The sequence below is a fragment of the Methanobrevibacter ruminantium genome, assembly GCF_016294135.1.
In the GTDB taxonomy this organism is placed as follows: Archaea; Methanobacteriota; Methanobacteria; order Methanobacteriales; family Methanobacteriaceae; genus Methanobrevibacter; species Methanobrevibacter ruminantium_A.
In genome coordinates this window covers 1-19,058 of record NZ_JAEDCO010000013.1, presented here as the reverse complement: position 1 = coordinate 19,058, position 19,058 = coordinate 1, and the positions used below count along the sequence as shown (strand labels likewise).

The 19,058-nt window shown below is 33.1% G+C and carries 17 protein-coding genes and 5 tRNA genes; 1 reads left to right on the top strand and 21 read right to left on the bottom strand.

What is annotated here, in order from left to right; all coding sequences use genetic code 11:
• Positions 1-30 precede the first annotated feature (30 nt).
• From rpoB to tpiA, 12 genes are all read right to left on the bottom strand, one after another.
• Positions 31-1,842 (bottom strand): DNA-directed RNA polymerase subunit B, encoded by a 1,812-nt coding sequence (gene rpoB, locus VW161_RS04545; protein WP_304086249.1) that lies wholly within the window; start codon positions 1,840-1,842, stop codon positions 31-33.
• Positions 1,843-1,855: 13 nt separating this feature from the next.
• On the bottom strand, positions 1,856-3,424 hold the full coding sequence (locus VW161_RS04540; RefSeq protein ID WP_304086252.1) for a DNA-directed RNA polymerase subunit B'': 1,569 nt from the start codon (positions 3,422-3,424) through the stop codon (positions 1,856-1,858).
• Positions 3,425-3,473: 49 nt separating this feature from the next.
• Entirely contained in the window at positions 3,474-3,722 is a 249-nt protein-coding gene (locus VW161_RS04535) for a DNA-directed RNA polymerase subunit H (protein ID WP_292776391.1), read from the bottom strand.
• Positions 3,723-4,192: 470 nt separating this feature from the next.
• A tRNA-Lys gene (locus tag VW161_RS04530) sits at positions 4,193-4,266 on the bottom strand.
• Positions 4,267-4,318: 52 nt separating this feature from the next.
• A tRNA-Asp gene (locus tag VW161_RS04525) sits at positions 4,319-4,390 on the bottom strand.
• 151 nt (positions 4,391-4,541) lie between these two features.
• Positions 4,542-4,615 (bottom strand) — tRNA-Tyr (locus tag VW161_RS04520).
• Between the two features lie 4 nt (positions 4,616-4,619).
• Positions 4,620-4,694 (bottom strand) — tRNA-Pro (locus VW161_RS04515).
• Positions 4,695-4,812: 118 nt separating this feature from the next.
• Positions 4,813-4,886: transfer RNA gene (locus tag VW161_RS04510), tRNA-Thr, on the bottom strand.
• A gap of 193 nt (positions 4,887-5,079) precedes the next feature.
• Entirely contained in the window at positions 5,080-5,709 is a 630-nt protein-coding gene (gene thiE / locus VW161_RS04505; protein WP_304088558.1) for a thiamine phosphate synthase, read from the bottom strand.
• 43 nt (positions 5,710-5,752) lie between these two features.
• Positions 5,753-6,652, bottom strand: coding sequence for a hydroxyethylthiazole kinase (gene thiM / locus VW161_RS04500; RefSeq protein WP_304088560.1), 900 nt, complete (start codon positions 6,650-6,652; stop codon positions 5,753-5,755).
• Between the two features lie 293 nt (positions 6,653-6,945).
• Positions 6,946-8,181, bottom strand: coding sequence for a phosphoglycerate kinase (locus VW161_RS04495; protein WP_304088592.1), 1,236 nt, complete (start codon positions 8,179-8,181; stop codon positions 6,946-6,948).
• Between the two features lie 38 nt (positions 8,182-8,219).
• Positions 8,220-8,894: a triose-phosphate isomerase gene (gene tpiA, locus VW161_RS04490; RefSeq protein WP_304092756.1), complete on the bottom strand. Its 675-nt coding sequence runs from the start codon at positions 8,892-8,894 to the stop codon at positions 8,220-8,222.
• Between the two features lie 182 nt (positions 8,895-9,076).
• On the opposite strand from tpiA, the gene twy1 reads away from it, so the two are divergent.
• Positions 9,077-9,991, top strand: a complete 915-nt coding sequence (twy1, locus tag VW161_RS04485; protein ID WP_304088565.1) for a 4-demethylwyosine synthase TYW1 — start codon at positions 9,077-9,079, stop codon at positions 9,989-9,991.
• Between the two features lie 68 nt (positions 9,992-10,059).
• Here twy1 and sucC read toward each other — a convergent pair whose 3' ends face one another.
• The 9 genes from sucC to VW161_RS04440 all read right to left on the bottom strand — a co-directional run bounded on the left by sucC (position 10,060) and on the right by VW161_RS04440 (position 18,694).
• Complete coding sequence (gene sucC, locus VW161_RS04480; protein WP_304088568.1) at positions 10,060-11,181, bottom strand: ADP-forming succinate--CoA ligase subunit beta; 1,122 nt, start codon at positions 11,179-11,181, stop codon at positions 10,060-10,062.
• Between the two features lie 267 nt (positions 11,182-11,448).
• Positions 11,449-11,994: a 2-oxoacid:ferredoxin oxidoreductase subunit gamma gene (locus tag VW161_RS04475; protein WP_295607839.1), complete on the bottom strand. Its 546-nt coding sequence runs from the start codon at positions 11,992-11,994 to the stop codon at positions 11,449-11,451.
• A 1-nt stretch (position 11,995) separates the two neighbouring features.
• On the bottom strand, positions 11,996-12,856 hold the full coding sequence (locus VW161_RS04470; protein WP_304092754.1) for a 2-oxoacid:ferredoxin oxidoreductase subunit beta: 861 nt from the start codon (positions 12,854-12,856) through the stop codon (positions 11,996-11,998).
• Between the two features lie 8 nt (positions 12,857-12,864).
• A complete protein-coding gene (locus VW161_RS04465; RefSeq protein ID WP_325192749.1) occupies positions 12,865-13,995 on the bottom strand; it encodes a 2-oxoacid:acceptor oxidoreductase subunit alpha in 1,131 nt (376 codons plus the stop codon).
• On the bottom strand, positions 13,996-14,202 hold the full coding sequence (locus VW161_RS04460; RefSeq protein WP_304088579.1) for a 4Fe-4S dicluster domain-containing protein: 207 nt from the start codon (positions 14,200-14,202) through the stop codon (positions 13,996-13,998).
• 311 nt (positions 14,203-14,513) lie between these two features.
• Positions 14,514-14,885 (bottom strand): dihydroneopterin aldolase family protein, encoded by a 372-nt coding sequence (locus VW161_RS04455; RefSeq protein ID WP_304088582.1) that lies wholly within the window; start codon positions 14,883-14,885, stop codon positions 14,514-14,516.
• Between the two features lie 96 nt (positions 14,886-14,981).
• Positions 14,982-15,743, bottom strand: a complete 762-nt coding sequence (locus tag VW161_RS04450) for a class E sortase (protein ID WP_304088586.1) — start codon at positions 15,741-15,743, stop codon at positions 14,982-14,984.
• A gap of 191 nt (positions 15,744-15,934) precedes the next feature.
• A complete protein-coding gene (locus VW161_RS04445; RefSeq protein ID WP_304088589.1) occupies positions 15,935-17,440 on the bottom strand; it encodes a DUF515 domain-containing protein in 1,506 nt (501 codons plus the stop codon).
• 309 nt (positions 17,441-17,749) lie between these two features.
• Complete coding sequence (locus tag VW161_RS04440; RefSeq protein WP_304092750.1) at positions 17,750-18,694, bottom strand: archaetidylserine synthase; 945 nt, start codon at positions 18,692-18,694, stop codon at positions 17,750-17,752.
• Between the last annotated feature and the right edge of the window lie 364 nt (positions 18,695-19,058).

The window sequence follows — 19,058 nt, the reverse complement described above, 5'->3', positions numbered from 1 at the left end:
AAATTTATTTTTATTTCAACACCTTATTTCTTAAGCTTTGTCCCCAAGAACTAATTTAGGGAAAATACATAAACTTTTAAGTTCATCTAATAATAATTTGAATGCATATGAGATTTCAACAGGATAAGTTTCGCTGTCGCCACAAATTGGGCAATACATCTTACGTTTATTCTTATCGTATACTGCTAACATTCCACATTCATTACATACAACTGCTTCGTATTTGTCAGATTCATCTAATAATCTTTCTTTCAATGCAAGAGCAGCACCATGAGCAATAAGACAGTCTCTTTCCATTTCTCCGAACCTGAGACCACCTTCACGTGCTCTACCTTCAGTTGGTTGTCTTGTAAGCACTTGTACTGGACCAGTGGAACGTGCGTAAACCTTATCAGTTGTCATGTGGTGTAATTTTTGGTAATATGCAACACCTACAAAGATTTCAGCTTCAATACGTTCACCGGTTACACCATTGTACAATGATTCACATCCTGCTGATTCAAAACCGTTCTCTTTAAGAGCACGTTTGATTTCACCTTCAACAGTATCATTGAATGGAGTACCGTCCATACGGTGTCCTTCCATACATCCTGCTTTACCAGCTACCATTTCCAATACTTGTCCAACAGACATCCTTGAAGGGATAGCGTGTGGGTTTACAATAATATCAGGCACCACCCCATCTTCAGTAAATGGAATGTCATCTTGAGATAAGATAAGACCTACAACCCCTTTCTGACCGTGTCTTGATGCGAATTTGTCACCAAATTCAGGTTGTCTTGTATCTCTTACTCTTATTTTGGTTAATTTGCTTCCTTCGACAGTTTCGGTTAAGAGCACTGCATCAACAATACCTTTTTCACCATGTCTTACAGTTACGGAAGTTTCTCTTCTTTTTTCTGCAACAGTACCGAACTCATCGATTTCACCTAAGAATCTTGGAGGGGAAGTCTTACCAATCAATACATCACCAGATTCAACATGGGATTCTGGGTTAACGATACCGTCTTCATCTAAGTTTCTGTAGGATTCTTCACTACGGTATCCTTTAACTCCTTTTTCTGGAACTTCAAATTTATCTTCTTGTCCACCAGGATATCTTCTTTCAGATGCTTCGTAAGATCTGAAGAAACTGGATCTTCCCATACCTCTTTCAAGAGAGGATTTGTTGAGAATCATTGCGTCTTCCATGTTATATCCTTCGTAAGACATAAGAGCTACAACCAAGTTCTGACCAGATGGTCTTGAATCATAATTGATAGCATCAATAATTCTTGTTTTTACGATAGGAGTTTGAGGGTGGTGCAATAAGTGTGCACGAGTATCAGTACGTAAAGCGTAATTTGATACGTATAAACCTAATGCCTGTTTTGTCATCCCTGCTTCCATGGTGTTCCTTGGAGAGGAGTTGTGGTCTGAAAATGGAATAATTCCTGCACAAATACCTAACATAGTGGATGGGTCAATTTCCAAGTGAGTGTGATCTTCATTTAATTGACTTAAGTTCATTGCAATATAGGAATTCTCTTCTTCTTCAGCATCCAAGTATTCTAAAATACCTTTTGCAAATAATTCATCCCATTTCAATTCACCATTTGCAATAGCTTCCATATGTTCATCTCTAAGTGCTGGTTCACCATCATAAACAAGGATTAAAGGTCTTCTTGCCCTACCAGGGTCTGTGAAAATATAGATTTCATGGTTATCATCATAATAGGTAATGTTCATCTCATTATTGATTTGACCATTTCTCCTTTTATCACGCATTTCCTTAGTGAATTCTTCAGGATTATCGCAATAACCAGTAAGTTTACCATTAATATAAATTTTAGCTCTTACCATAAAATTCCTCCGATTAATCTATCATCTCTACATCCATGTCTCTAATGATGTTTACAAGTTTTTGGTCCTCTTCTTCTTCGAAACCTTCAGAGATCTTACACATTAGAGCTAAATTCTTTACTAATCCACAGTTTGGTCCTTCTGGTGTTTCGTTTGGACAAATCTTACCAAATTGAGTAGGGTGCAAGTCCCTAGCTTCAAAGTGAGGTTGACTTCTAGTAAGAGGAGATACAACCCTTCTTAAGTGAGAAAGTGTTGCCATGTAACTTACTCTGTCTAAAAGCTGGCTTACCCCAGCTCTTCCACCTACCCAATTACCGGTAGCGATTGCATGCTTGATATTTTCAGTTAAAACATCAGAACGAACAGCTTGCTTAATTGAAAGTTCTTTTCCTCTGGATAAGCTTCTTTCAAGTTGGTAACTCATATCTCTTGTTAATGAAGAGAAAGCTACTCTAAATAAGTCTTCCATTAAGTCACCGGAAACTCTTAATCTCTTATTGGTGTAATGGTCCTTATCGTGAGGTTCTCTTTGACCTTCAATTACTTGAAGCAACATTTCAGTCATTTCAGCTAAGTAAATAGCTTTATCATAACGTTTATCAGATTCAATACCCATATGTGGCAATAAGTATCTGTCAATGACATCTTCAGCACGTTTTATTCTGTACTCTTCAGTCATTCCTTTAGCTACTCTATTACCAATGTACTTAATAGCAGCCATTCTTAAGTATTCTTCTCTTTCTTCATTGGTCATTTCTGCCATTAATTCAGAATCCAATTTCAAGTCTTTTTCAGACACTTGAATATCATCTGCAATATACATTTGGAAGTTGAAATCATCAGAAATCTTTGTAATGATATCTTGATCAGTTGATAATCCTAATGCTCTAAGCAAGATTACTAATGGAATTTCTCCCGGAACGTATGGGAAAGAGATTCTTAAGAACACACCACTTTTACGTGGTTTTTTGTATTCTAAAGTAATTCTTGCTCTGAAACCACTTTTAATTGAGGTTACAATAGCTTTTGCATGTCTATTTTCAGGCTCATCAATTCTTTCTAGGATAATTTTGTTAGGAGCAATTTCTTCCATGGTTACAACAGCTCTTTCAGAACCGTTTACAATGAAATAACCTCCAGGATCTTTAGGGTCTTCCCCTTTTTCCAATAATTCCTTATCAGTAAGTCCATGCAAATGACAAATGCTAGATTTGAGCATGAGAGGCAATTCACCAATGTATACTTCTTCCAATTCTTCCTCTTCATCGCTGTTGTTGTCATGCAATGCCATTTCCAAGTACATGTGAGCAGAATAGTTTAAATTTCTAAGTCTTGCTTCTGTAGGATAAATCATACTTTTAGAACCGTCTGCTTCTTTGGTGAAAGGTTTTTCAATTTTGATTTTACCTGTTCTAAGAGTATAGTTTCCTTTTTCGTTTTCAATAGTGATTGGTTCAGTGATATCAATAATCTTTTGAATACGATTTTCAACAAAATCGTTGTAAGATTTAATATGATGGTCTACAATATCATATTTATCAAAAAATGAATCTACTAAACCCCATGTCTTATTTTTCATTTAATATCTCCAAAATAATACAATAAATTAAAAATCTAGATTAAAAAAATTATTTTTGATTATTTTCTCCACTTACAAGCCTGTATGTAACAAATATGCCTGCAGTTTCACTTTTACGAGTTATTTTTAAAACTTGACCTTCTTCAGCACCAATAGCTTTAGAAACAGGATCATTTACTTTGATTTTCGGAAGTTGACTAATGTCATAATCAACATCTGCAAAAATCTCTTCAATTTCATCATCAGACAAAATTTCGTGCTTAGGAACAGCACTATGGTTTAATATATTAAATGCCAAAATATTCCTCCGATAAAACTTTTTAAACAATTTGTAATGAAATAACTTTTTTCTAAATGAAATTTCTAATATTAATCATGATTTAAACTTTAAATAACTTTAAATAAAATTTAATTTTTCATTAATTTTTTACAATCCCTTACTTCTTCACCATCATAGAATAGATCTAATTCATATCAAAATTCGATAATGCGAATCCTTCATAAACACAAATAATAAATCAAACATGATAAAATATTGATTAAAATTAAAAAAAATAGATAAAACACTTGAATTTATGAAATTAAAACATTACCCCCAATTAAAAATATAAATAAATCACCCAATTCTAGTAGAATAAATTCTAAGTCAAATACAATATAAATTTAAATATGATTTAAATAAGACATTAATAATTAAAAAATCTTCGAAAAAAATGTTAATTTAAAAATTTAAATTTAGTAAAGTTAATAAATAAAAAAAAATCAGAGCGGGCCCGACGGGAATTGAACCCGCGGCCGCTTGGTTAAAAGCCAAGCGCTCTGCCAGACTGAGCTACGGGCCCTGATTAAACAAATGAAATACAATGTGGCTATCTTACTTAACTTATAGTTAAGCGCCCTGGCCGGGATTTGAACCCGAGTCGCGGGCTCGACAGGCCCACATGATAGCCCCTACACCACCAGGGCAAACTATGTGAGTATAAATTATACTCATAAAATAGTATATTTATTATTATATATAAATGTTTCTACTCATCATACTTTGAAATTAATTGAAATTCAAAAAGATTAAATTTCAAATAAAAATCATATGATTAAAATAGATATAATAATAAAATCCCGACTGCCGGACTTGAACCAGCAACATTTGGATCTACAGTCCAACGCTCTGCCAAATTGAGCTAAGGCGGGTAAATGGGTCCGCCCGGATTTGAACCGGAGTCTCAGGCTCCCAAAGCCCAAAGGATCGACCAAGCTACCCTACGGACCCACACACATAATAATGTATGCAGATAACATACTAATTATAAGTATATACGAAGTAGTATATAAAGGTTTTGGTTTTTCACCACATAGATGAAAAAATTTTGTCAACAATATAAAATTGAAGCCCCGGACGGGAATTGAACCCGCGACCACGAGATTACAAGTCTCGCGCTCTACCAGACTGAGCCACCGAGGCAATGAAAAATCAAAAATAAAATCAAAATTCTAAGGGAATGTTCGATTAGAAAATATTCAACAATAGTAATTAGTAAAATATCATTTAAATAGTTTACTATTGAATGTATTCTCTTTAAATTAAATAACAAATAACTAAAAAAGAAAAGAAAAAAGGAAAAATAAAATAAAAATAAAAGAAAAAGAAAGGAAAACTAAGAGAAATAAATTTCCTTTAATTTTCTAGAAGCATCTCTTGGATCATCCGCACTCATTATTGCACTTACAACTGAAAATCCATCAATGCCACTGTCCTTTAATGTACTCGCATTTTCTACAGTGATTCCACCAATTGCCACTATAGGAATGTCAATAGAATCCACTATTTCCTTTAATTCATCTTTTGAGACTGAATCTGCATCATCTTTAGTGGCTGTAGGAAATACCGCACCAGAGCCTATATAATCTGCACTATCCTTCTCAGCTTTTTTAGCCTCTTCAACAGTTGAAGCTGAAATACCTAATATCTTATCTTCGCCTATTATTTCACGAGCGATATCTGCAGGCATATCATCTTGGCCAATATGAACACCTTCACTATCAACTGCAAGAGCTATGTCAATTCTATCATTAATCAACAATGGAACACCATATCTGCTGGTGATTTCCTTAACCCTTAAAGCCAAATCATAGAACTCCTTAGTTGAAGCAGTCTTTTCACGAAGCTGAACAATGGTGGTCCCACCTTTAATTGCTTCTTCAATAATGTTTAAGAATTCCTCATCAGTTTTATCCCTACGGTCTGTAACCAAATAAACTGAATAGTCAATATCCTCTTTTTTCATTTAACCAACTTTCCTATCTAATTAGATGTGATACAGATGTTATTTAGATGTTGATTTCAAATAAATTAGCTCTTTCCGCTAATTCTTCAGCAGTTAATTTATATAAATTGTCAATTAATATTGTTCTGAAGCTGCCAGTACCCAAATCATTTTTCATTACATAATCAGCAGCATTTTCACCTGCAATTGCCATCAAAGCACATGCTGTAATTCCGCCAATCAATGGATCATTAGCTCCTACATATGAACCCATAATGGTAGTTAACATACAACCGCTACCAGTAATAAGAGGCATCATCTCATCACCATTCTCAAGACCAAAGGTCACCTCACCATCTGAAATAATGTCAATAGGGCCACTTGCAATAACAACAGTATTCAATTCCTTAGCCAATTCTTTTACAACCAATCCATTGACAGCCAAATTATCCTTAGAAATAACATCACTTGCTGCTACATCCACACCTTTAGCTACAGAATCATTGCTTTCATCAAGATTGATCAATTTGGTAATCGCTTTGATTTCAGACATGTTTCCTCTAATTAATGCAAGAGGGTAATTTTCAACAATTTCCTTTGTCATGTCATTTCTTAGGGCACTTACACCAGCACCTACAGGATCAAATATGATAGGCTTATTGATTTCCTTAGCCTGGTTTGCGCTGTTTCTCATCAATTCATTTTGAGCTTTGCTTAATGTACCGATATTTATTACAAGAGCACTTGCAATATTTACTATTTCTCCACCTTCTTCAGCACCATTGGACATGATTGGTGATGCCCCAATAGCTAAAGCTGCATTCGCACAATCAGTAACTGTTACAAAATTGGTTATGCAAAAAGTCAAAGGAGAAATTTCCTTTACATTTTCCAAAGCGTTTTGAAATCCGTTTAATGCGTTTTTTACGTTTTCACTGTCAGCAATTATAATTTCATCTGTCATTTTATAACCTTTAAAATCTTAAATTTTTTCAACATTCTTATCTTTTATCTTTATTTTTATATAAAGTTTTGTATAATTTATCATGATTATTCATTATAAATTAACACGAAATTATAAAAAGTATTTAAAATAACTCGAAAATATGATAAAAATCATTAAAAATTTTTATGAAAAACTATTGAATGAATAAAAAATAAGAATAAAATTAAAAAAAGAAAAGAAGTAGGATAAATAATTTTTTAGAATCTAAAAATTATTTATTATTAAAAAATACTATTATTAATATTATTATTTTAAGAATTACCATCAAATAATTCCTTAGACTCTTCAAGAGCTACAACTGCAGGTAATGGATTACCAGCCAACATATCAATGGAAGCTCCGCCACCACTACTGATATGGTCCATCTTATCCCCATATCCTAAATTAACGGTAGCTGCTGCAATATGTCCTCCACCAATAACTGAAAATCCTTTAGATGAAGCTATTGCATTGATGATGTCTTCAGTACCGATTGCGAATTTAGGGTCTTCAAACACACCAGCAGGCCCATTTGCAAAAATGGTTTTTGCCTCTCTTAAAATCTTGGAATATTTGATCAATGATTCTCTGCCAATATCAAAAATGGAAGCATCAGGAATGTTTTCAATAGTCACATCTGCCCTATCCCCTTGAACACTGACAGCAACATCAGTAGGGTAAACGATCTTATCTCCAAACCTTTCAATGAGGCCTCTGCATTTATCAACCATATCAAGATATCCTCTTGATTCAATGAAGTTCTTGTTGGTGGATTTGATATCATAACCTGCTGCCCAAATGAATATATTAGCAACAAGTCCTGAAACAAGGACATAATCCGCTGTGCCGTTTTCCAAAACGTTTTCAGTAACTGTAATTGAATCATCTGCCTTCATTCCACCTAAAGCAAAAACACAAGGATGTTGAACATTCTCTAAAGCATTGCCAATAACTGTCAATTCTTTTTCCATGACTCTTCCGGCAGCTGATGGAACAGTTCTTGTAAATCCGACCAAAGAGGTTTGAGACCTGTGTGCTGCAGCAAATGCATCATTTACAAAAAAATCAACTAAAGGAGTCAATGTTTTTACAAGAACAGAAGTAGCTTCTTCCTCAGCGGAACGTTTCAATTGCTCTTCTGAAAAGAACCTGACATTTTCCAAAAGCAAGATTTGCCCAGGCTCTAAAGCTATGATTGATTCCCTTGCCTTAGATGAGAAGATGGAATCAACATATTTCACTTCCAAACCGACCGCTCTAGATAAAACGACAGCATGTTGCTCCAATGTGGTAAAATCATCTTTACCTGGACGACTTTGGTGAGCAAGAATAACAGTTTTAGCACCTTTCATAGATAATTCCTTAATTGTCTCAGCATGCAATTTCATACGGGTGTCATCTAAAATGATTCCAGAATTAGGATCTACAGGAGAGTTGATGTCAATCCTAACTAAAACTGTTTTGCCATTTACATCAAAATCATCAATAGTATTAAAGTTAGCCATAATTTCACTCAATAACAATCATTTCAATAATTTAGAGAAAATTAAATCTTACTTACTAAATCCAATAATGCATCTTTAGGGCTTTCTGCCTTAATGATTCCAGAAGCTAAAAGAACTCCTTCAGCACCTAACTCAATAGCTGCAGCCATATCATCACCAGTGGAAATTCCTGCACCGCATAAAACCTTAACACCCTTGTTAATGGCTTTCACCTTGGATACACTTCCCTTTACAACTTCAGGATCAGCTTTGGAAACAGGTATTCCAGTACCGATAAGTTCAGGCGGTTCCACTGCAACATAATCTGGGGAAAATGTAGCTGCTGCAACACTTGTTTCAATATTGTTGGTACAGACACATGAAATGAGCTCTGCCTCTTTTGTCTTTTTAACAACTTCTGCAATGTCTGCAAGAGTCATTCTACATTCAGAGTGATTCAATAAAGTCCCGTCGATACCGCTTGCTACAAAACTTTCAAACAAGTTACTTCCAGTATGTCCTCCAGGGGATACTGCATCAATATGTTGAGAAAGTATAGGAATATTGGTTTCCTCTTTAATTCTATAAATATCAATGGCTTGCGGTACAGCAACCATTGTAATTCCAGATTCTTCACCAGCACTTTCTAAAGCATTAGCCAAATCCAATGCCTTTTCACCACTGGATTCCAAATAAGTTTTAAAATTTAATATAACAACAGGTGTTTTAAGACTCAAATCAAATCCTCCTTAAAAACTATATAAATAACATCTAGCATTTATGCATCTAACATTTTATGCATTTTAGTATGATAAATAATAAATAGAATAATTAAAAAAATTATTACTATATTAATAAAATATATATTCTTAATTATATTTAAATTATTTTAATCAACAAAAAAATCAAAAGGATTATTATGGCATTCACTAAAGAAGAACAAGCAAAATTGGAATACAGCGGTTATAGATTTGTAGGGGAGCACGGCCATGCTGCTGCAAAAATCTGTCATTGGACTAGAAAAAGCATGGTTAATGAAGGAGTGTGCTATAAAGAGCAATTCTACGGAGTGCAATCCCACAGATGCCTTCAAATGTCCCCAGCTGTACCATTTTGTAACCAAAAATGCTCTTTTTGCTGGAGAGACTTAAGTCAGACCAGAATAGAATGGGAAGGGGAATATGATGATCCTAAAACAATTATTGAAGGCGCCATAAAAGCTCAAAACAATCTATTATGTGGTTTTGGTGGAAATAAAAAGGCAGACAAGAAAAAGCTTGAAGAAAGCAAGAAGCCGACAAACGCTGCAATTTCCCTTGCTGGTGAGCCAACTTTATATCCTGAAATCGATGAACTTTTAGCTGAATTCCACAGACAGGATTTCACAACATTTTTAGTGAGCAATGGAATGTACTGGGAAAAACTTGGAAACCTTGAAAACGAACCAACTCAACTGTATGTTTCCTTAGACGCACCTAACGAGAAAGTGTATAAAGAACTATGTAACCCTCAAATAAATGATGCTTGGAGCAATTTAAACAAAACACTTGAACTGATGAATAGTTTTAACAGCAGAACAGCAATTAGAATCACTTCAGTTAAGGGCAAAAACATGATTAACACTGATGAATATGCTAAACTGATCAATAAGGCTAATCCAAAATATGTTGAAGTGAAAGCATACATGTTTGTAGGGTCTTCCAGAAAAAGATTAAGTCTTGACAATATGCCATCAAATCAGGAAGTTCGTGACTTTGCTCAGGAAATAGCTGATAAGACAGGTAGAGAATTAACTAAAGAGTCTGAAGTCAGTAGAGTTGTTTTATTGGAATAAAAATAGAATTAATAAATTATAAAAATAAATAGAAAAAAATAGAAAAAAGAAAAGATTAAATGAAAAGTTTATTTAGCTTCTTGTGCTTTAATCTCTTCACACATTGCAACTGCTTTTTTAGCAGCTTCTTCTAATGAGATTTCATAAGGAATGCCTGCTTCTTCAAGTAATCTTTGACCTTCCTCTTCATTTGTACCAGTAAGTCTTGTTACAATGTTTACATCCCCTTTATTATCTTCTAAAGCTGCAATTACGCCTCTTGCAACATCATCCGCTCTGGTAATACCACCTAAAACATTAAGGAATACAACTTTTACAGGAGGGTAATTTAAAACTAAGTTTAAAGCTTTTTTAATGGATTCATCAGATGCTCCACCACCGATATCCAAGAAAGTTGCAGGTTTTCCACCGAATAATGTAACCATATCCATACCTGTTAAGGTCAATCCTGCTCCATTTCCGATAACTGCAATGTCACCATCAAGCTTTACAAATGCAAAGTCTTTTTTCTTGAATCTGTTTTGTCTTACTTGATCTTGATGACGGAATAAAGCATCATTTTCAATTTCCAATTTTGCATCAGCTGCAATCAATCCATCATCAGTTAATATGAGAGGGTTTATTTCTGCAATTTCTGCATCGTACTTATCATAAACATTATAGAGCTTCCAAATGATAGCACCAATTTGAGACATCAATTCAGAGCTAACTCCCATTTTACGAGCTATTTCACGAGCTTCATAAGGCAAGAACTCTTTTAATGGGTCTACATTATACCTAATGATTTTTTCAGGGGATGTCTTAGCCAATTCTTCAATTTCAACCCCACCTTCAGCACTTGCCATAATGATTGGAGTTTTATTTGCCCTGTCATTTGAAACACTTAAGAAAAATTCCCTTTGGATATTTGCTTTTTCTTCAATGAGCAAGTGTTTTACTTTTTCACCTTTAATCTCTAACTTTAATAACTCATTAGCTATTTCAAATGCTTCACCAGGGTTATATGCAAACTTAATACCTCCTGCTTTACCTCTTCCACCAACTAAAACTTGAGATTTGAGTACAATAGGTCTGCCAAATTCAGTAGCAACTTCCATTGCCTCTTCAGGAGAGTATACAACATGCCCTTCTAAAATTTTAATTCCTTCACTTTCAAAAACTTTTTTTGCACTATGTTCAAAAAACTTCATTTTTCTCACTCTTATTTAATAAGCATGAAAATTAGTATGAATTTTAAAAATACTTATGAATATTAAATAAATTAAAAAGATAAATGTCCTATGAAAAATTTTTGTAAATATATTTAATATATTGCAATAGAACTGATGTATTATCTTAAACATAATATAATATGTTATTTCTTATTATTAAAATTATTTATAAAAAATAGTTAAAATTGAATTAAAAAATTAAAAAATTATTTGAAATATTAAAAAAAGAAAAAATGATAAAAATATTTAAAGCAAAGCGTATCCTGCTTCAAATGCTTGAATATTCTTATCCTCAGTACCTTTAGGTACACTGTCTAAAATAGCTTGTTTTGCTGCATCAACTGAAACGACTTCAGTGACCTTTACAATTGCACCAATCATTACAATGTTTGCAACTATTCTGAGTCCAACATCTTCAGTTGCAGTTTTAGTTGCAGGTGCTCTGTAAAGCTTTATTTTGTGTTCCTTTACAAAATCAACTATCTCTTCTTCAACAATCATATCTGGATCGATAATCAAGACACCTTCATCCTTCAAATCACCCATATATTTAATCAAAGCCTCATGAGACATAGCAACCAAAATGTCTGGACTGGTTACTTTAGGATAGTCGATTTCATCATCATCAATAACAACTTCAGTTCTTGAAGCTCCTCCACGAGCTTCAGGACCATAAGATTGGGTTTGAACCGCATTTTTATTATCAAAGAGGGAAGCAGCCTTACCAATGATAACTCCAGCCATAATTACTCCTTGACCACCAAAACCAGCTATACGAACTTCAGTTCTCATCTTAATCCAACTCCTCAAATGCAGATTTAATAGCGAGTGGCTTATCTGAATTCTCTTCAGCCAATGCCTTGATGTTAGCAGTTAATTCTGCATGTGGCTTATTAGCAAATTCACCAACAATGATCTTTCCTTCCAATTCAGCTTCATCCATCTTTTCTGCTCTTCTTTTATTGATGCTGTTTTCCTTGATCCATTCAAACATTTGCAATGGAGTTTTCATTTTGTTTTTACGTCCAAAGTAAGTTGGACATTGGGAAACAACTTCAATAAATGAGAAACCCTCATTTTCCAAACCTTTTTGAATAGCTTTGGATAATTGAAGCGGATGGGTAGTGGTCCATCTAGCAACATAAGATGCACCAGCGGCACTTACAAGCTCAGCTAAATTAAACGGCATGTCTCTTGAACCGTAAGGTGCGGTTGTACCAAAGCTTCCTTTTGGGGAAGTTGGACTGATTTGACCACCAGTCATACCATAAATATTATTGTTGATACAGATTACAGTAAGATTAATGTTTCTTCTTGCAGCATGAATCAAATGATTTCCACCAATGGACGCTGCATCCCCATCACCAGTAAATACAACAACATCCAAGTCAGGGTTTCCTACCTTCAATCCAGTTGCAAAGCTTAAAGCTCTTCCGTGAGTTGTGTGGAGTGAATCACATTTTGCATAACCCGGGATCCTTGAAGAGCAACCGATACCTGAAACCATAGCAACATTTTCAAAATCGATATCTGTTCCTTCTAAACCCTTAAAGAAGGTACTCATAACGGTACCATTTCCACAACCTGGACAGAATATGTGTGGCAATCTTTCTTCTCTAAGATATTTTTTATATGGGCTTTCCCTTTCTACCATTTTACCACCTATCCATTAATCTCCTTAATCTTATCGTAAATTTCATCAGGCTTATGAAGGATTCCTCCAATCTTGCCAATCAAGTGAACATTAGCTTCACCTTGTGCTGCCCTTTCAACTTCATGAACAATTTGCCCTAAATTCATTTCAGGAACAATTATGTCACTTGCAGTTTTAGCGATTTCAGCAATTTCCTCTTCTGGGAAAGGCCATGGAGTGTCAATTTTAAGAGATCCTACTTTTATGCCTTCTTCTCTTGCCTTTTTCATAGCCGCTCCAACAGAACGGTATGGAGAACCACATGATACAATAACGATATCTGCATCATCACAATTTTCCTTTTTAACTGAACAGATATCCTTTCGGTGCATTAAAACCTTATTGCATAATCTTTCAACCAATTTGGTATGGGTGTCTGGGTCGTTAGTGTCCGGATAACCTCTTTCATCGTGAGTGAGACCAGTTACGTGAATATTGAATCCATCACCAAAAGCAGGCATAAGAGTAGTTCCATCACAAGGAGCATCAAATGGCAAGTATTGGCCATCTACTTTTTCAGGTCTTTTACGAGCTACAATTTTGATATCATCAGGAATAATCAATTTTTCTCTCATATGCCCTACAACTTCATCAGCAAGAACAGTTACTGGAACTCTGTACTCTTCAGCTAAATTAAAAGCCTTGATAGTAAAATCAAAGAATTCCTGAACAGATGAAGGTGCTAAAGCAATAGGTTCATAATCCCCATGAGAACCCCAACGAACTTGCATCATATCAGCTTGAGCAGACATGGTAGGTTGACCAGTGGATGGGGAACCTCTTTGTACATTGATAATTACAATAGGAGTTTCTGTAATGAATCCGTAACCGATATTTTCCTGCATTAATGAAATACCAGGACCAGAAGTAGCGGTCATTGCTTTCATACCACTCCATGAAGCTCCAATGATAGCACCAGCAGATGCAATTTCATCTTCCATTTGAACAAAGGATCCGCCGTATTTTGGAAGCAAGATAGACATTTGTTCTGCGATTTCAGTAGATGGAGTAATTGGATAACCTGCAAAGAATCTGCAGTTTGCAGCAATTGCACCTAATGCACAAGCTTCATTTCCTTGAACAAAACGCTCTTCCGCCATTTATTCCACCTCTTTTCCAACATAAATAGCTTGATCAGGACATGATAATTCACATAAGCCACATCTAGTGCAACCTTCCTCATGTTCTGGGAAAGGAAGGTAAACATTTTTTGTGTTTACTTTATCAGATTTTGAATAAACATTTTTAGGACAAGTAGCTATACAAATATCGCATCCTTTACAAAGCTTAGAATCTATAATAATCATTAAATCATCTCACATACTTTGTATAGTTTGAAAAAATATTAGTTCAAATATTAAAATTATACCTTATCAGTTGATTATCTTAAGATATAAATCATAATATTATTATATATGAGTTTATTTATTTAAATAATTTAGTATAAGTAAACAAAATAATTAGATTTTTTTAATCATGTGAAAAATCATTAGAAAATAGAAAATAAATTAAAATTAAAAAAATAAAAGTAAAAAAAAGTAAAAAAATCATAAAAAAGAATTGTAGAAAAAGAGAGAATAGAAGAGTTGTTGAAGGAATTAAAAAGAGAATTGAAGGATTATTCAATAATCTCTTCAACGTACATTAAAGGATAGTTAAGCTCTTCTATGAATTTGATTCTAATAACTGCCAAAACATCATCCACTTTTGAATAGATCTTTACATCCAGCATATCCCCACTTAATGAAGTGTATTCAAATTCAGTCATGGCATTATCCAATCTGTCTAAATCAATTGAAACTTCAACCTTTTCAATGCAAGGCTGTAAAGCGAAAGATTCCTCCATAGCTTTTTCTAAACTTGCAATATTGGTTTTATTGAAAGGAGTGCCTACAAATTGATGGAATAATGCTCCCATACTAATGGCTCCTTCAAATATTGCTCTTTCCCTATTTGAAATATTAGAAAAATATTCTTCTTTAGCGCCCATAAAATACCTCTAAATAAATCAATTAATTCAATCCTTTAATTACATAAATTAATTCTAATAATTTAAATTTAATATTTAATAATGAATTCAATCCTACTAATTTACTCCAATCAAACTATTTAACCATCCTAATTGATCCGCCCAGACCTGTGAGGATATTGGGAAAATACAGAAATACGCAAGAACAATTGTAATGGCTATGACAACTGCCAAAATGATTTTCCTTTCTTCAGCAGGAGTGAAATATGTTACAATCAAACCAAGAATCAAGAATCCTGCAGTAATTAACCAAGCCCAGTGCGCTTGAGGATTTTGTTCCAACACTGTTTCATTGATTGGGCTTATTGAGTCTAATTCAGCAGTTACAACAAGCCTTTGAGCAGATGAACCTATTGGGTGACATGTTACCAAGTACAAATCCTGACTATTAACATCATTTGCATGACTTTCATTTAAATCTAGGAAATTAGTCGGTGCAATTATTTCAGATTCCTTGACAGTGTAATTCACTTCACCGATTCCAGGCCATTCTACAGTGACAACATCTCCTTTCTTAAGAGTATCTAAACGTAAAAACGGAGACCCTTGCAAGGTTCTGTGTCCATATAAAACAGTATCTCCTTTAGTTGGAATATTGGAAGTCTCATCAATATAAACCCCTTGGGATATTGAAACATTGTTGATCTTCTCAAAAACTCCTATAGCAGGGATTACTACAACTGAAGCATTGACATCCTTAGATTCTGCAACTTGTTTATATGAAAAGTAATTAACCTCAGTTAAAGCATATAATCCTATAATCAAAAAAGCAATAATGACAATAATTGTTGTAGGCTTTATATATTTTTTTATATCCATAAAAATCATCAACAAATTAACTAATTTTAATTAAATGACTTAATTAAATAACTAAATAAAAAACTTAAATATTGATTCTATAGTTTTATCTATTTTTCATATTTAATAAATTTATAATATTCAATTTGAATGGATTTGTAAAGATTGATTGGTTGGTAAAATAGTTTAGTCATATAGATTGGTTAAATAGATTATAAGAAATCTAAAGATTGGTCTTGATATAAATTCTCATAATATGTCTCGTTTAACTCATCCACCACCCAATTAGGTGCAAAATCTGTAGGAATAGCTAAAATCAAATTATCCATATTGTTTATAACAAAATTTACATCAGATTGGGGCACTTCCAAGAGAATAATATATTCAGAATCCAAGTCTCCTAAATTGGACATTCTCTCAAAATTTGATAATCTGACCCCATAATTCATCAAATAAGAGTCTAAGATATTATTATCACTTTTTGAGTTTAATACGGATGATTTAAGAAGTTCCTCAACATCACTTGAATAGGAAACTGTGTTTTCAAATGGCTTTGTTTCATTTCCCTTAATGACTGTTTTTGATTTTGAAACAGTGCTATCAACCAAACCACTATCTTTAGAGCGCAAGATTGCCAAAACAGTTGCACCACTTACAATCGGATCCTTTTCTGTCTCTTCCAAAGTGCCATCAAGTGTTTCATTTGATGAAATTGAACTTAAATCGTTGCTTATCTCTTCATCTTCACTAAGGTCTTCATTGCCATAGGAATAGTCTGAATCATTATCGCTTAATGAATAAACATCAACTACTGAACCGACAGAAATCAGCCCTGCAGTAGCTTGAAGCCTTGAAAGGGAAATCGGCACAATAACAGTATTGACTTTTTCAAACTGAACATTTGATAAGACCTTAGCATCATTGTCCTTAACAAAATCATTAGCATCTTTAACAGACATTATGATATTCTTATTTTCACCATAAGACATCATTATCCTGCCAAAATCGTCCTTGCAAGATACAATTTTAGAGCTATGATAGATTCTCCAATCCTTAGTAGCATATCGCAAAACATCAATTGACTTGATTTCCTCAATATCATAAGCCTGATTGATTCTATTTTCCAAAGTGTAAGCATTATCATTAACCTCCAAAGGCCCTTTATACAATGCATTCAACTCATTCAGTTTTGAATTTTTTTCTAAATTCAATTCATTCTGAAACGGCTGATAAACAAAAAAATAGAATATTGATGAAAGCAATACCAGAATTATTAGAAAAATAGTTATCTTAGCAAATGATGACTTTGAGGAATCCTTTTGATTCAATAGATTAGCCTTAAATCGTAACAACTCATTTTTAATTGTTTTCTTATCCGGACCTTCATTTTTTCCTTTGTTTAACCCATTTAAACCATCTGGAAATCCACCATCTTCCTCATCAGAATCATTAAAACATTCAGGATTAGAGTAGATATATTTAGCATATTTCTCATCAACTCCATATAAATCACCAGCAGCATTAGATTGGTTCTTAGATTTAAACTCGTCATTATAAAATCCAGAATTGGAAGGAGAATTTGAATTGTTTTTTAAGGGTGAACTTTCAGGGATTATGGAATCAAAACTTGGAAAATGTGAGGAATCCTCTCTTTTGTTTTTCGTTTGCAAATCTGATTTATCTTTTTCTCCTTTTTCTCCGAAATTTTCTAATTTCAATTTAAACTTATCATTCTTAAACAAATTAAATCGATTTTTTCGATTAGTCATAGTTATCAAACCTGGAATGGAATGAGATAAAATAAGTAGAAAAAATAGGTTTGAAAAAAGAAATTACATAAGTTTTAAACTCAATTTGTAAAAATAGCTTGAAAAAAATAAAAATAATAAAAAAGAAGAATTGAAATAATAAATCAGAAAAAAAAATATTAAAAAAAATTAAAAAGTGAAAAATGAAATTTTAAAAAATCATTAAATTAAATCATTAAATTAAATCATTAAATAAAACAATTATAAGATTTAATGAATTTACTCCTCTTCCACTTCACCAGTGCGAATGCTTAATAATTTTTCTTCCTTTTCTTCCTTTTCATCTTCTGCCGCTTTGCTTTCGCCAATAATTTCTCCAGAAGAAACTTGGTTAATAGATTCTTTCATTGATTTGACAGCATCTTTTGCAGAACTTAAGGAAACACTAAGTCTATTAGAGGTTATTTCTCTAACTTGTCCAATGTTTCTGTTAACATTTTCTGGAGTTAAAGCCTCTTCAGTATCAATGAAGAACTCTAAGAATGTCATAAACATGTAGACCAATGCTAATACAAACAATGCTAAAGCCGGAATATTTACAGCCTCTATGGATACATTAATAGGTAAAAGCAATAGGAGTATCATTAATGCTCCAAATCCAATCACATAATAATTGTCAACTTTAGGATATCTGATTGTACTGATCATTAAATAAGCTGCAAATAACATCAATATAGCAGCAACTCCAACATTAAATAAACCGCTGAGGTAATAAGTAGCTATGATAATAGCGGTACCTGGTATTGGGAATCCCACGAATCCATGGTAATTAATTTTATCTGAAATTACATTGTAACGGGTAAGTCTTAACATACCGCAAACAAGTGTTAAAACAGCTACAATTGCCATTAAGTATCCTGCCCAGTCAGATATTCCTAATCCCATATAATATAAAAGGACTGAAGGTGCAACACCAAAAGATACTATGTCTGCTAAAGAATCAATATTTTTTCCAAAACCAAATTTATCATCACGATCAAGTTTTCTTGAAACCCATCCATCTACAGAGTCAAAAACAACTGCAACAAGTATGCACAATGATGCATATGATAAATGATTATCAATAACCATTAAAATAGCTAAAAATCCAAATACCAAATTCAATATTGAAATGACATCTGGAACAGCTAAAAAATATCCCATTCCTACACTTTTTAATCTCATAATTTGACTCCAAATAATATTTTAAATAAACTCCCTTATTAATTTTTTCAAAAAACGATTAATTGTTTTCTAAATCAACATAAAATAACAATACATTAGTAAAAAGTAATTTAATTAAAAAATTTGACTAATTTTGAAAAAATAAACTCAAATTAGTATTTTTAATTAAAACAAATATTTCTAAATAAAGTAAATTTTTTATATGAATTCAATTTTTTATTGTAAAATGAATTTTCTAATGATAATGAGTTCTGTTTAAATGAATCAATATTACAATTCCATATAAATTTTTCATTAGAAAATAAACAATATTAACAAATTGCAATAATATATTAATAATATTTTAAATCCATTATTTAAATAT

Excerpts from the sequence above, each read along its gene's own strand:
- rpoB (WP_304086249.1), bottom strand. The coding sequence starts at position 1,842 with ATGGTAAGAGCTAAAATTTATATTAATGGTAAACTTACTGGTTATTGC.
- VW161_RS04540 (WP_304086252.1), bottom strand. The coding sequence starts at position 3,424 with ATGAAAAATAAGACATGGGGTTTAGTAGATTCATTTTTTGATAAATAT.
- thiE (WP_304088558.1), bottom strand. The coding sequence starts at position 5,709 with ATGAAAAAAGAGGATATTGACTATTCAGTTTATTTGGTTACAGACCGT.
- thiM (WP_304088560.1), bottom strand. The coding sequence starts at position 6,652 with ATGACAGATGAAATTATAATTGCTGACAGTGAAAACGTAAAAAACGCA.
- twy1 (WP_304088565.1), top strand. The coding sequence starts at position 9,077 with ATGGCATTCACTAAAGAAGAACAAGCAAAATTGGAATACAGCGGTTAT.
- sucC (WP_304088568.1), bottom strand. The coding sequence starts at position 11,181 with ATGAAGTTTTTTGAACATAGTGCAAAAAAAGTTTTTGAAAGTGAAGGA.
- VW161_RS04475 (WP_295607839.1), bottom strand. The coding sequence starts at position 11,994 with ATGAGAACTGAAGTTCGTATAGCTGGTTTTGGTGGTCAAGGAGTAATT.
- VW161_RS04470 (WP_304092754.1), bottom strand. The coding sequence starts at position 12,856 with ATGGTAGAAAGGGAAAGCCCATATAAAAAATATCTTAGAGAAGAAAGA.
- VW161_RS04465 (WP_325192749.1), bottom strand. The coding sequence starts at position 13,995 with ATGGCGGAAGAGCGTTTTGTTCAAGGAAATGAAGCTTGTGCATTAGGT.
- VW161_RS04460 (WP_304088579.1), bottom strand. The coding sequence starts at position 14,202 with ATGATTATTATAGATTCTAAGCTTTGTAAAGGATGCGATATTTGTATA.
- VW161_RS04455 (WP_304088582.1), bottom strand. The coding sequence starts at position 14,885 with ATGGGCGCTAAAGAAGAATATTTTTCTAATATTTCAAATAGGGAAAGA.
- VW161_RS04450 (WP_304088586.1), bottom strand. The coding sequence starts at position 15,743 with ATGGATATAAAAAAATATATAAAGCCTACAACAATTATTGTCATTATT.
- VW161_RS04440 (WP_304092750.1), bottom strand. The coding sequence starts at position 18,694 with ATGAGATTAAAAAGTGTAGGAATGGGATATTTTTTAGCTGTTCCAGAT.